Origin of the sequence: Nocardiopsis protaetiae, assembly GCF_045446735.1 — a bacterium.
GTDB lineage: Bacteria > Actinomycetota > Actinomycetes > Streptosporangiales > Streptosporangiaceae > Nocardiopsis > Nocardiopsis protaetiae.
Map to the genome: position 1 here is coordinate 1 of NZ_JBJJBV010000275.1, position 12,951 is coordinate 12,951.

Sequence of the window (12,951 nt, forward strand, 5' to 3'; positions counted from 1 at the left end):
GTGCCGGTCGGCCAGGGCCCGACGGACGTGCACGGCCTCGCTGACGGCCTCCAGCGCCTCTTCGTGCCGTCCCAGGGTGCTCAGGTGGTCGGCCTGGTTGTTGAGGGACATCGCGAGGTCGGGCAGGTGGAGGTCCGGGCGCCGCCCGACCAGTGCCCTGCGGACGCGCACGGCGTCGGCGGAGACCTTCAGCGCCTCTTCGTGCCGGCCCAGGTCGCCCAGCCGGCTGGACAGGGTGCCGAGAGCGACGGCGAACCCGGGCAGGTGGAGGTCCGGTCTCTGTTCGACCAGGGTCGCGTAGACGCCCACGGCCTCGGAGGCGGCCTCCAGTGCCTCTTCGCGCCGGCCCAGGTCGCCCAGTTCGACGGCCCGGTTGTTCAGGGAGGCGGCGAGGTCGGGCAGGTGGAGGTCGGGCCGCCGCTCCGCGAGGGCGCGGTGGCGGTCGACCAGGCGGGTGCTGAGCTCGGCGGCGTACTCGGCGAGCCGTTGGCTGGAGGGAGGCAGGGAGTTGTGCAGGCCTTCGAGCACCCGCACGGGGGCGTCGGGATCGCCGCTCACGGCGTTCAGGCCGTCGATGAGCGGTTGCGGCGCCTCGACCTGGGTGGCCACCTCGATGGCCGCCGGCCCCAGCTCCCGGGCGTGGTCGGCGCACAGCCGGGCCAGCTGCGCGTCCAGTGCCGAGTCGAACGCGGGCTGGGCCGCGGCGCGCGCGTACAGCGTCAGCAGCCGTTCGGCATCGTCCCGGGCGATGCCGTCCAGGTAGGGGGCGAACAGGTCCGGGGTCTTCTTCAGCCGCAGGCCCAGGAAGCGTTCCAGGAGCCGGTCGGGCTGGAGCTGCCCCCATATCCGGTTCTCCTCCGCCGGGTAGAGCGAGGTGATCCACCGGACGGCCTGCCGCCGCTCCGCCTCGCCCCGGTCCCGCAGGCCCGGGGCGGCCCCGACCAGCAGGGCTGCCCGGCCGGGGTCCGCGGGGGTGAGGGCGAAGGCGATCGCGAGCAGGTCCCGCAGGCTGTCGGGAAGCCGCTCGCGGCTCAGGTCGTGACCGCGGGCGGTGGTCTCCCAGTAGCGGATCTCGTGCTCCAGGAGCCGGTCCTCGACCGGTCGGCGCCCGCCCGCCGCCGCTGCCCCGGCCACCGCCACGGCCGGGTCGGTGACGTCGAGCAGGTCGGCCAGGGCGCGCATGTGAACGGCCAGCGCGCTCCGCCACTCGTCGGACCGCAGGTCCGGGGCGGACATCCGGGCGGCCGCCGCGGCCCAGTCCACCGACTCCCGGCCGCGCACGGTGGGCAGCGCGGCGGCCAGGTGGGTCAGGGCGAGCCGGTACTCGTCCGCCCGGTCCTCGGGAGCGGCCACCAGCGGCGGCAGGTAGGTGGCCGTGGCGGTGTCGAGGAGTTCGCCGCAGGCGTCGCTGCCGGAGGGCAGGTTCTCCCACCAGTCCCCGGCGGTGCGGGCCAGCATCAGCACCCGCACGGGGGTGGTGGCGTCGCGCCGGTCGCAGGCGTTCAGGAGCGCGATCAGCTGGGCGGTGCGCGTCTCGGCGTAGTCGACCACCACCAGCAGCGGGACGGTCACCTTCGCCACCATGTCCAGGGCTTCGGCGGGTGCGTCCCGGTCCAGCCACAGGGTCGCCCACCGACGGGCGGCGGCCGGGTCCGAGAGGCGGTCGGCCAGCTCGTGGGCGAGCCGGGTCTTGCCCTGCCCGCCGGGGCCGTGGATCAGCCGGGCGGCGAAGTCCTCGCCGTCCGCGGACCAGGCGGCCAGGTCCGCCATCAGCTCGGAGCGGCCGTGGAAGTCCACCACCCGCCGCCGCGCGCGCAACAGCCCTGCCGGGGAGCGGGTGGGCCGCTCGTGCAGGTGCGCGTCCCGCAGTTCGACCGCCTCCAGCGGCCCCAGGGCGCCGTGCCGGTCGAGCACGTCGCGAAAGCCCGGATCCCGGTGCAGGACGTAGGCGGGGACGGCCTCGATGCTCGCGTGCGCGGAGTGGGCGGGGTCGGTGGCCACCACCCCCACCACCAGGTCGTCGCACACCAGGGCGGCGCCGGACAGCCCGGCCCACGGCGAACCCCTCCCCTCCCAGCGGGGCGGGTGGGCCGTGATGTCCATGGTGTAGCGGTCGCCCAGGTACCGGTTGCCGGGGTTGATCGTCCCGGCGGGCTGGGCGGTCTCGATCGGCTGCCCCTCGCGCTGGGCGACGTCGGGGAACCCCCACGCCTGACACCCGGTGCCGGGCACGTTGGTGACGATGCGCCCCCACCGGACAGGGGTCTCGACGAGCCGGGCGTCGGGGACCTCGACCAGGGCGGCGTCATCGCGTCCGTCCGGGGTGCCGCGCCAGGCGACGGTCCCGGTGTGGGTACGCAGGTCGGCGAGGGAGAACACCTGGACCTCGGCGCCCGGGCCGTCGGGCACCACGTGGGCGCTGGTGAGGACGAGCCCGGGGGCGATCACATAGCCGGAGCCCCGGCCGCCGGGATGGGTGAGGTGGACGATGCGCTGGACCAAGGCCGATACCTGCTTCTACGACGGGACACCGAGGGGGGAGATCAACGGCCCAGATGGCCGGAGAACGCCTCCGGGCCGGTGTCGACCCGCCGACCGCTGGTGATGGACACGTCCTTGCCGTCCCTGGTGCGCGGCGTGAGCGTGAACGCCACCCGCTGCGTACGGCCGCGCTCGACCCCGGCCTCGGCCTCGGCGGTGGCGATCCAGGCCGCGAACCCGGTCCTGGCCCGGGCGTCCACCCGGAACTCGACCTCGAACTCCATCTCGATGGGGCCCACCTCGAAGGTGATCTCCGCCCCCTCGCCCTGCTCCGCTGCCTCCATGAGCTGTTCGCGCAGGGTCTGCACGGCGGTCGTGAGAGGGATGTCCACGTGTTCTCCTCGGGGCGGGGGGCTTGCCTGGGCCAGCATCCCAGGCCCCGGCCCCGCGAGGGAACAGCGGACCCGCGATGGCCGGTGGCGGCCGGCCTCCCGCACCCTGATTCCGCATTGGTACCGGGTACCCAATTCTCGCGCGTGAGGATAGGGCGATCCGAGAACCCGGTCAACCCTTGTACGAGACTTCTCTGGCCTTTGGCGGAGAATGCCGAGAGGGTGGCCTGATGTGGTCGGAATCCTGCGCGGAATGGACTTTCCCGTTACCCTGATCGAGGATTCCGAAGGCCTGCCCCACCATGGAATTCCATCCTCGGCCGAGGTCCCCCGATCAAGCCTTGAACGTTGGAGGAAAGCCTGTGAAGGCTACGAAGTCCCGTCGTTTCGCCCGCGGTCTGGCCGCCGCGGCCGTCGCCGCCAGTGCCGTCGTCGTCGGCCTGTCCGCCCCCGCCCAGGCGGCCCCCGCCCCGGAACAGGTGCCCGCCGCCTCCACGGTCTGGTGCAGGTACAAGGTCAGCGCCAACGGCGGCCTCAACATCCGCAGCGGCCCCGGAACCAACTACTCCATCGTGGGTTCGCTGGCCAACGGCGCACTCGTGACCGCCAGCCAGAACACCACCAACGGCTTCCGCCAGCTCGGCACCAACCGCTGGGCCTCCTCGACCTACCTCGTCAAGCAGCCGGGCAACTGCTTCGTCTGACCCCCACCCCGGCCGGGCGTTCCAGCCCGGCCGGGCCCCGCCATTCCCCGAACGGCAACCTCGGCGGGAACGGCCGATTTCTGGCCAGCTCCAACAATTACCAGGGTGCGGAATTATGCTTCCCGCACCCTTATTTGCTATGAGTCCCGCCCGGTTGCGCTGGTGGCTGGCGGAATCTAATCATCATCACCTTCCAGCCACGCGAGAACTTGCAGGGACTTCTCCAGATCCTTCTGGTACACCACAGGCCGCAAGGCCGCGAGTTGTCGGCGGATACTGATGGCTTCGGTGATGGCTTTCAGTGCTGCTTCGGTCTGGCCCAGGTCAGCTAGGTCGACGGATTGGTTGTTGAGGGACATGGCGAGGTCGGGTAGGTAGGTGTCGGGGCGTTGCTCGGCCAGGGTGCGGTAGAGGTCGACGGCTTCGGTGATGGCTTGGAGTGCTTGTTCGGTCTGTCCCAGGGCACCCAGACGGACGGATTGGTTGTTGAGGGAGGTGGCGAGGTCGGGTAGGTAGGTGTCGGGGCGTTGCTCGGCCAGGGTGCGGTAGAGGTCGACGGCTTCGGTGATGGCTTGGAGTGCTTGTTCGGTCTGTCCCAGGGCGGCCAGACGGACGGATTGGTTGTTGAGGGAGGTGGCGAGGTCGGGTAGGTAGGTGTCGGGGCGTTGCTCGGCCAGGGTGCGGCGGAGGTCAACCAGGCGTGTGCTGAGTGCGGCGGCGTACTCAGCGAGTCGGTGGCTGAAATCCGGTAGACGGTTGTGCAGCTTTTGGAGTACTTGCAGGGGAACATCACGATCACTGGTCAAAGCGTGTAGGGCGTCGATAAGCGGCCGAGGTGCTTCGACCTGAGTGGCCACTTCGATGGCCGCCGACCCCAACTCTTGGGCATGGTCGGTGCACAGCCGGGTCAGCTTCGCGTCCAGCGCCGAGTTGAACGCGGGCTGGGCCGCGGCACGCGCGTACAGGGTCAGCAGCCGTTCGGCATCGTCCGGGGCGATGCCCTCCAGGTAGGGGGTGAACAGATCCGGAGTCTCCTCCAATCGCAGACCCAGGAAGCGTTCCAGGAGACGGTCCGGCTGGAGTTGCCCCCACATCCGGTTCTCCTCCGCCGGGTAGAGCGAGGTGACCCATCGGACTACCTGCCGCCTGTCGGCCTCATCCTTGTCCCGCAACCCTGGCAGAGCCTTGACCAGTGCAGCGGCGTCCTCCGTGTTGGCGGGAGTGAGAGTGAAGGCGATCGCGAGCAGGTTCCGCAGCTCCCCTTGGAGCGACTTCCCGTCCAGGCCGTGACTGTGAGCGGCAGCATTCCAGTAGCGCGCCTCGTGTTCGAGGAGCCGGTCCTCGACCGTCCCGCGCCCTCTCACCGCTGCCACCGTGGGGTGGGCGGCGTCGAGCAGGTCGGCCAAGGCCCGCATGTGAACGGCCAGGGCGCTCTGCCACTCGTCGCCCTGGAGATCCGGGACCGGGAGCGCCGAGGACTTCGTGCCCCAGTCCACCGGTCCCTGACCGCGCACAGTGGGAAGCGCGGTGGCCAGGTGGGTGAGGGCCAGTCGGTATTCGGCCGCACGATCGTCGGGTTCGGCGATGAGCGGCGGCAGATAGGTGGCGGTAGCCGTATCGAGGAGCTCCCCGCAGGAGTCGCTGCCGGACGGCAGGTTGTGCCACCACTCGCCGCCGGTCCGGGCCAGCATCAGTACCCGCACGGGAATGGTGCCGTCGCGCCTGTCACAGACGTCCAAGAGCGCCGTGAGCTGGCCGGTGCGGGTCTCGGCGTAGTCGACCACCACCAGCAGTGGCACCGCCACCTTCGCCACCGCCTCCAGGGCTTCGGCGGGTGCGTCCCGGTCCAGCCACAGGGCCGCCCATCGGTGAGAACCGGCCGGGTCCGAGAGGCGGTCGGCCAGCTCGTGGGCGAGCCGGGTCTTGCCCTGCCCGCCGGGGCCGTGGATCAGCCGGGCGGCGAAGTCCTCGCCGTCCAGGCACCAGGCGGTCAGGTCCTTCATCAGCTCCTGACGGCCGTGGAAACTCACGATCTGCCGCCGCGCCCGCAGTAGCCCTGCGGGGGAACGGGAAGGACGTTCGTGCAGGTGCGCCGCCTGGAGTTCCACCGCCTCCAAGGGCCCCAGAGCACCATGGCGGGCGAGTAGCCGGTGGAATCCGGGGTCCCGGTGCAGCACGTAGGCCGGAACGGCCTCAACACGCGCGTACGCCGAGTGGGCCGGGTCGGTGGCCACCACCCCCACCACCAACTCGTCGCACACCAGAGCCGCGCCCGACAGCCCCGCCCACGGCGAACCCTTCTCCTCCCAGCGAGGTGGTTGGGTGGTGATGTCCATGATGTAGCGGTCGCCCAGGTACCGATTACCAGGGTTGATCGTCCCGGCCGGCTGGGCGCTCTCGATCGCCTGGCCTCCACGCTGGGCGACGTCCGGGAACCCCCACGCCTGGCACCCGATCCCAGGCACATTGGTGACGATGCGCCCCCACCGGACAGGGGTCTCGACGAGCCGGGCATCGGCGACCTCGACCAGCGCGGCGTCATCGCGTCCACCCGGGGTCCCGCGCCAGACCACAGTCCCCGTGTAGGTCCGCAGGTCGGCCAGGGAGAACACCTTGACCTCGGCACCCGGCACGTCTGGCACCACATGGGCACTGGTGAGGACCAGCCCCGGGCCGATGACATGCCCGGAGCCCCGGCCGCCGGGATGGGTGACGTGGACGATGCGCTGGACCAAGCCCGATACCTACTCGACTACGAGACACCGACGGGGGAGTGGCCGGGGATCAGCGGCCCAGGTGGCCGGAGAACGCCTCCGGGTCGGTCTCGATCTGACGGCCGCCCTTGATGGACACGTCCTTGCCGTCCCTGGTGCGCGGCGTGAGCGTGAACGCCACCCGCTGCGTACGGCCGCGCTCCACCCCGGCCTCGGCCTCGGCGGTGGCGATCCAGGCCGCGAACCCGGTCTTCGCCCGGACGTCCTTCCGGAACTCGACCTCGAACTCCATCTCGATCGGCCCCACCTCGAAGGTGATCTCCGCCCCCTCACCCTGCTTCGCGGCTTCCAGAAGCTCTTCGCGCAGGGTCTGCACGGCGGTCGTGAGAGGGATGTCCACGTGTTCTCCTCCGGTGCCCGGGACGGCTGCCTGGTCCAGAATCCTAGGCCCCGACCCCCGCCCCTGGGGAGGGAACAACGGAGCCCGCGATGGCCGGTGACGGCCAGCCTCCTGCCCACCCGGCTCCCGGCGCAGCCGCACCGCCTCGTAGGCCTCGCGGACCTCCGGACGGCCGAAGCGCCCCGATTCCTTTTCCTCCAGCTCGGACAGGGGCGTTCTCGGGCCGCCCACCACTCCTCCTCGTACATCGGCGTACGCGTCGCGATGCCAGGGCTTGAAGCACCGAAGCGAGAGATGTTCGGAGAAACACGAAGGGGGCCCGTGTCCACGGACCCCCTGCCGGAGAGCTACCAGGCCTGCGGTTACCCGAACCGGTTGGTCATCATCGGCCGCCTGAGCTGCGGTTATCCGAAACGGCCGGTGATATAGTTCTCCGTCTCCTTCTTGTCCGGGCGGGTGAAGATCTTGTTCGTCTCGCCCATCTCGATCAGCTTCCCCGGCTTCCCCGGCGCCGACAGGTTGAAGAACGCCGTCCGGTCCGACACCCGCGCCGCCTGCTGCATGTTGTGCGTGACGATCACGATCGTGTAGTCCTCCTTCAGCTTGTGAATGAGGTCCTCGATCGCCAGCGTCGAGATCGGGTCCAGCGCCGAGCACGGCTCGTCCATCAGCAGCACCGACGGCTTCACCGCCGTCGCCCGCGCGATGCACAGCCGCTGCTGCTGCCCGCCCGACAGCCCCGAACCGGGCTTGTTCAGCCGGTCCTTGACCTCTTCCCACAGGTTGGCGCCGCGCAGCGACTCCTCGACCAGGTCGTCGGCGGCGGCCTTGGTCATCCGCTTGTTGTTGAGCCGCGCCCCCGCCAGCACGTTGTCGTAGATCGACATGGTCGGGAACGGGTTGGCCTTCTGGAACACCATCCCGACCTCGCCGCGGACCAGCACCGGGTCCACGTCGGGCGCGTAGATGTCCATGTCGTCCAGGAGCACCTTGCCCTCGGCGCGGGCGCCGGGGGTGACCTCGTGCATCCGGTTCAGGGTGCGCAGGAAGGTGGACTTCCCGCAGCCGGAGGACCCGATGAACGCCGTCACCGAACGCGGCTCGATGGTCATTGACACGTCCTCCACAGCGAGGAAGTCGCTGTAGTAGACGTGGAGTCCGGAGACGTCGATTCGTTTCGCCACTGGATGTTCCTCGTGATTACCGGGCTACCGGATGGCCGGATGAGCTGGTGAACGGGCTAGCGGGGCTGGCGGCCCAGGCGGGCTAGCGGGACTTCGGCGCGAACAGGCGGCCGATCATGCGGGCCAGGAAGAAGAGCAGCATCACCACGAGGATGAGCGTCAGCGCCGCCGCCCAGGCCCTCTCGTAGTTGACCGCGCCGCCCATGCGGACCTGCGAGTAGATGAACACGGGGAGGCTCATCATCTGCCCGTCGAACAGGTTCCAGTTGATCGACACCGCCGACGACCCCGCGGTCAGGATCAGCGGTGCCGTCTCTCCGATAACGCGCGCGATGGCGAGCATGATTCCGGTGGTCAGACCGGCGGCCGACGTGGGGAGCACCACCTTGGTGATGGTCCGCCACTTGGGCACCCCCAGCGCGTAGGAGGCCTCGCGCAGGTCCTGCGGGACCAGGCGGAGCATCTCCTCGCTGGAGCGCACCACGACCGGGATCATCAGCACGGCCAGCGAGATCGCGCCGGCGGCGCCGTTGGTCTTGCCGGGGCCGAACAGCAGGATCCACAGCGCCACCACGAACAGCCCGGCGACGATGGACGGGATGCCCGTCATGACGTCGACGAAGAACATGATGGTGCGCTTCATCCGCCCCTGCGCGTACTCCACCAGGTACACGGCGGTCATCACGCCCACGGGTACCGCGATGAGCGTGGCCATGCCGGTGATGGCCAGCGTCCCGACGATCGCGTGGTAGGCGCCGCCGGCGTCCATGCTCGGCAGCACGCCGTTCATGGACACGGTCAGGAAGTACCCGTCGAACCGGGCCAGCCCGTTGCCGAGCACCGTCCACAGCACCGACACCAGCGGCAGCATCGCCAGGGCGAAGCACAGGTAGACGAGCGAGGTGACCAGCCGGTCCTTGGCCTTGCGGCCGCCTTCGACGCGCGCGGAGGCGGCGACCGCGATCACCGTGTAGGCGAGGGCGGTCAGGGCGCCCCACAGGATGAACCCGAAGGACGAGAAGGCCAGCAGGACGCCCGCGACCACGGCGGCCGAGGAGGCCAGCAGCGCGGGCGGGAAGTAGCGGGGCAGCGAGCCGCTGCGCAGGTCGCGCCGGGGGGCGCCGGTGCCGGGCCCGGGTTCGGTGGGCTGAGCGGTCGTCAGGCTCATCGGGACTCCTTGTTGCCGCGCGCCACGATGTAGCGGGCGCCCATGTTGACGACCAGGGTGATCGCGAACAGCACCAGGCCGGCGGCGATCAGCGCGGACACGCCGTATCCGGTGGCCTCGGGGTACTGGAGCGCGATGTGCCCGGCGATGGTCTGGTTGCCGCTCTGGAGCACGTTCCAGGAGATGGCCAGGGAGGGCGACAGGATCATGGCGACGGCCATGGTCTCGCCCAGGGCGCGGCCCATGCCGAGCATGGCGCCGCCGACGATGCCGGACTTGCCGAAGGGCAGGACGGCCAGCCGGATCATCTCCCAGCGGGTGGCGCCCATGGCCAGGGCTGCCTCCCGGTGCCCCTGCGGGACCTGGTGGAACACGTCGCGGGACATGGCGGTGATGATCGGCAGGATCATCACGGCGAGCACGATGCCGGCGGTGAGGATGGTGCGGGCCGAGGTGGAGGCGGGCCCGGCGAAGAGCGGGATCCAGCCGAGGTTGCGGGCCATCCCCTCGTAGACGGGGACCAGCTGGGGGGCGAGGAACCCGATGCCCCACAGGCCGTAGACGACGCTGGGGATCGCGGCGAGCAGGTCGACCAGGTAGCCGAGCAGGGCGGCGAGCCGGCGCGGCGCGTAGTAGACGATGAACAGCGCGATGCCGATGGCGACCGGGGTGGCCAGCAGCAGTGCGATGGCGGCGGCCAGGACGGTGCCGAACGCCAGGGCCCCCACGCCGAACGCGGGGTTCTCGCGGACGTTGGCGTCCCAGGACTGGTCGGTGATGAAGTTCGCCGTGTTCGCGGTGAGCGACGGCCAGGCCTGAACGATCAGGAAGGCGGCGACACCCGCGAGGATCACGAGGATCAGGATGCCCGAGCCTCGGGCGAGCCCGGCGAAGGCAACATCGCCGATCCGGCGCTTGCCCCTGGGCGGTGGTGCCACCGTGGGCGCGTCCGTCGTCGTCATGTATCGGCTCCGGTTCGGAAGGGTTCAGTGCTGCCCACCAGCCCCCTGCGGGTGGGCTCCGGACCCTTGTCGGGTTCGGGTGTCCTCCCCGGGAGGTCACCCCGCGGGAGGCCGCCGCGACCGCCGAACGCGGAGAGGTCGCGATGCGCCGAATGCGAAGGTAGGCCCCCTAGGTGACCAGTTGTCCCAAGGAAGATGAACGGGAAATGAACGGGATGTCGCACTCCCGTGGCGGCCGAGGGTTTGGTCGGTGAATGTGAGAAGCGGCACGTGCGGGCGGCGGGCGGCGGCCCGTCGTTCCGGACCACCTACCCATTACCCGCCGCGGCCCCGCGCACTCACGCGTCGCCCGGCGGCTCCTCGGGCGGCGCGTACATCACGTCGGTGTCCCAGATCTCGAAGCCCAGCGAGGTGTACAGCCGCACGGCCGCCTCGTTGTCCCCGTCGACGTACAGGTGCACCCAGGGCAGACCGGCGTCGCGCAGGTGCCGCAGCCCCTTCACCGTCAGGGCCCGGCCCAGGCCGGTGCCCTGCCAGTCGGGGTCCACGCCCACCACGTACACCTCGCCGACGGGCTCGCCGTCGGTCAGCCCGGCGCCGTCGGCGTGCACCTTGGTCCAGTGGTACCCGGCGACCTTCCCGTCCTTGGCGGTGGCCAGGAAGAACCCGTGCGGGTCGAACCAGTCCTCGACCTCCCGCTGGAGCAGGTCGTCCAGGGTGAGCCTGCCCTGCTCGGGGTGGTGGGCGAAGGCGCGGGCGTTGGCGTCCAGCCAGGCCCGCTCGTCCTGCCCGACCACGAACGCGCGCACCCCGACCCGGTCGGCGACCTCAGGCCGCAGCAGGGGCGCGGGCAGCTCCGGCGCCGTCCGCGGCCCGCCCCGCTCGCCGGCGGCGATGTCGCGCAGCGGCATGCGCATCTTGTGGAGTTCGCGGGCGGCCCGCCAGCCGTCCCCCTCGGCCACCGCCACCGCCTGCGGGGTGCGGCCGTGCGCCCACACGCGGACCCCGTTCGGCCCGGCGTCGCGGTGGACGGAGCGCAGCAGGGCGGTGCCGTGCCCGCGGCCCCGGTGGTCGGGGTCGACGACGACCTCGCCGGAGTCGGGCTCGCCCTCGCCGCGTTCGATGAACGCGAAGCCCACGACGCGGCCGTCCTCGGAGATCACGTGGAAGCGCGCGCTGCCGGAGGGCGCGCCGTGGCGGACGCGCAGCAGGGTGTGCTCGGACAGGGGGGCCACGCCGTCGACTCTGCGGGCGGCCTCGGCGAGCGTCAGCACCTGGTCGGCCGGTCCGGCCGCCAGGTCGTCGGTGACCAGCGGGGTGCTCATGGACCGAAAGCCTACGACGACGGAGCCGTAAAGATTTCGTTGGCCTCGCGCATGGGCGATATGTGCCGGTCCGGGCGTGGCCGTGCCCCCGCCCCGGGGGTCCGGACACGACCGCGCCCCCGTCCCGCGGGTGCGGGCGGGGGCGCGGCCGGTCGGTCCAGAGGCGTCAGCCCTTGCGGCGCCGTCCCTGGTAGCCGCCCAGGCCGGGGCGGACCCGGCGGGTGGGGGCCAGCGGGGCGGCCAGCAGCAGGGTGAGCAGGAAGGCGGCCAGCAGCACCGCGGGGGCCATGTTCGGCCCCATGTCGCTGTGCTCGGCGGCCACCTCGGTCGCGGCGGCCTCGTCGCCGGTCTCGGTCGGGGTGGCCAGCGGCAGGGTCGCCAGGTCCTCACCGGGCAGCACGTCGGGCAGGGCCGCCTCGTTCCGCGGCAGGGTGGGGATCGTCGAGCCGCTGGTGGGCACGTCGCTCACGCTGCTGCGCGGACGGGTCGGCGTGGAGGGCCGGGACGTGTTGCTGTTCGAGGGCCGGGACGAGGGCCGGTCGCTCGCCTGGGGACCGGAGTCGGTGGGGGTGGCCGACGGGGTGGGTCGCTCGCTCGGGGTCTGGGAGGGCGACGGGGTGGGCCGACCGGTCGGCGACTCCGTGGGAGTCGGCGTCGGGGTCGGCGTGGGCGTCGGTGTGGGGTCGGGCCTGGTGACGGTGACCGCCCACACCCCGGAGGAGATGCTGTGCACGTCGCCCGGGGGCGTGGTGCAGCCGGTCTCCGGGTCGGCGGCGGCGAAGGTCAGCGTGGCGATCACGTCGACCGACTGCCGCGGCGAGCCGGTGACCACGACCGCGTCCGACTCCCCGGCGGGCAGTCGGTCGGCCTGGAAGCCGTTGACCTTGAAAGTCTCGGCGGTCAGGTCGAGCAGGCAGATGTCGATGGTGCCGGTGTTGCTCAGGGTGAGCGTGTTGGGCGGCGCCTGGCCGCCCAGCGTGACGCTGTCCGCGTCGCGTGCGAACGCGACCGCGGCGACCGGGGTCGGGGGCTGGGACGGCTCACCCGGTTCCGTCGGCTCCGCGAGGGCGGGTGAGGCCACCGCGACCAGGGTGGATCCGATGAACGCGGCACCGAGGGCGATGCCGAGACGTCGGAGGGTGAGCGGGGTGTTCGCGGCGCTGGTGGGCATCGGGGCGGGTTCACTCCTCACGGGTGGTGCGCCGTGCAATGGTCCGCACCCGTCGGGGGAGCCATGCCGCGCCTGGCCTGGCCTCGGGGTGCCCCACAGATCTTAGGACGTCCTTGCCTGTAACACGAGACCCCACACCTCACCATTCTTGTCCACCCGTCTCCCACCACCACCCTCAACGGACGGCCTTCGGCCGCAGCCCTGATTCTCACGACTGCGAGTTCCCCCCGCCGTCTCCTCGACCGCCCTCCGAATCCCCTGCCCGCGCCCCGAACGCACCACGCGGGGCCGTTTCCGTACAGCTCTCCGAACCTCTCGGTGGCCCCGGACGACCGGCCCCGAGCAGGCTCCGGGCACACGGCCCTCTACCTTCCGCTCGTCCCCGGGCACACGGCCCCGAGCAAGCCCTCGGACACACGGCCCCGGACCGGTCCTCGAACGACCGGCGCC

At 71.4% G+C, this 12,951-nt stretch carries 10 protein-coding genes; 1 reads left to right on the top strand and 9 read right to left on the bottom strand.

The annotated features are described in order from the left end of the window. Together ACJOT3_RS28830 and ACJOT3_RS28835 are read right to left on the bottom strand one after the other, a co-directional pair. A partial coding sequence (locus ACJOT3_RS28830) for a P-loop NTPase (RefSeq protein WP_406976273.1) occupies positions 1-2,502 on the bottom strand: 2,502 nt, incomplete at its 3' end. A gap of 41 nt (positions 2,503-2,543) precedes the next feature. Next, the gene (locus tag ACJOT3_RS28835; protein ID WP_406976274.1) at positions 2,544-2,873 is read right to left on the bottom strand and encodes a trypco2 family protein; all 330 of its coding nucleotides are present in this window, start codon (positions 2,871-2,873) and stop codon (positions 2,544-2,546) included. Positions 2,874-3,235: 362 nt separating this feature from the next. Here ACJOT3_RS28835 and ACJOT3_RS28840 point away from each other — a divergent pair, with 362 nt between their 5' ends. Beyond that, entirely contained in the window at positions 3,236-3,577 is a 342-nt protein-coding gene (locus tag ACJOT3_RS28840) for an SH3 domain-containing protein (protein ID WP_406976275.1), read from the top strand. 176 nt (positions 3,578-3,753) lie between these two features. Here the strand turns inward: ACJOT3_RS28840 and ACJOT3_RS28845 are convergent, their stop codons facing one another. The 7 genes from ACJOT3_RS28845 to ACJOT3_RS28875 form a co-directional block, all read right to left on the bottom strand. Then, on the bottom strand, positions 3,754-6,312 hold the full coding sequence (locus ACJOT3_RS28845; protein ID WP_406976276.1) for a trypsin-like peptidase domain-containing protein: 2,559 nt from the start codon (positions 6,310-6,312) through the stop codon (positions 3,754-3,756). Positions 6,313-6,361: 49 nt separating this feature from the next. Further along, entirely contained in the window at positions 6,362-6,691 is a 330-nt protein-coding gene (locus ACJOT3_RS28850; RefSeq protein ID WP_406976277.1) for a trypco2 family protein, read from the bottom strand. A 404-nt stretch (positions 6,692-7,095) separates the two neighbouring features. Continuing rightward, entirely contained in the window at positions 7,096-7,875 is a 780-nt protein-coding gene (pstB, locus tag ACJOT3_RS28855) for a phosphate ABC transporter ATP-binding protein PstB (protein WP_406976278.1), read from the bottom strand. Positions 7,876-7,957: 82 nt separating this feature from the next. Continuing rightward, positions 7,958-9,043, bottom strand: coding sequence for a phosphate ABC transporter permease PstA (pstA, locus tag ACJOT3_RS28860; protein WP_406976279.1), 1,086 nt, complete (start codon positions 9,041-9,043; stop codon positions 7,958-7,960). Continuing rightward, complete coding sequence (gene pstC, locus ACJOT3_RS28865) at positions 9,040-10,005, bottom strand: phosphate ABC transporter permease subunit PstC (RefSeq protein ID WP_406976280.1); 966 nt, start codon at positions 10,003-10,005, stop codon at positions 9,040-9,042. The genes pstA and pstC overlap by 4 nt, the downstream gene beginning before the upstream one ends. Positions 10,006-10,343: 338 nt before the next feature. Beyond that, positions 10,344-11,330: a mycothiol synthase gene (gene mshD, locus ACJOT3_RS28870; RefSeq protein WP_406976281.1), complete on the bottom strand. Its 987-nt coding sequence runs from the start codon at positions 11,328-11,330 to the stop codon at positions 10,344-10,346. A 166-nt stretch (positions 11,331-11,496) separates the two neighbouring features. After that, positions 11,497-12,501: a hypothetical protein gene (locus tag ACJOT3_RS28875; RefSeq protein WP_406976282.1), complete on the bottom strand. Its 1,005-nt coding sequence runs from the start codon at positions 12,499-12,501 to the stop codon at positions 11,497-11,499. Between the last annotated feature and the right edge of the window lie 450 nt (positions 12,502-12,951).

Excerpts from the sequence above, each read along its gene's own strand:
- pstC (WP_406976280.1), bottom strand. The coding sequence starts at position 10,005 with ATGACGACGACGGACGCGCCCACGGTGGCACCACCGCCCAGGGGCAAG.
- ACJOT3_RS28875 (WP_406976282.1), bottom strand. The coding sequence starts at position 12,501 with ATGCCCACCAGCGCCGCGAACACCCCGCTCACCCTCCGACGTCTCGGC.
- pstA (WP_406976279.1), bottom strand. The coding sequence starts at position 9,043 with ATGAGCCTGACGACCGCTCAGCCCACCGAACCCGGGCCCGGCACCGGC.
- mshD (WP_406976281.1), bottom strand. The coding sequence starts at position 11,330 with ATGAGCACCCCGCTGGTCACCGACGACCTGGCGGCCGGACCGGCCGAC.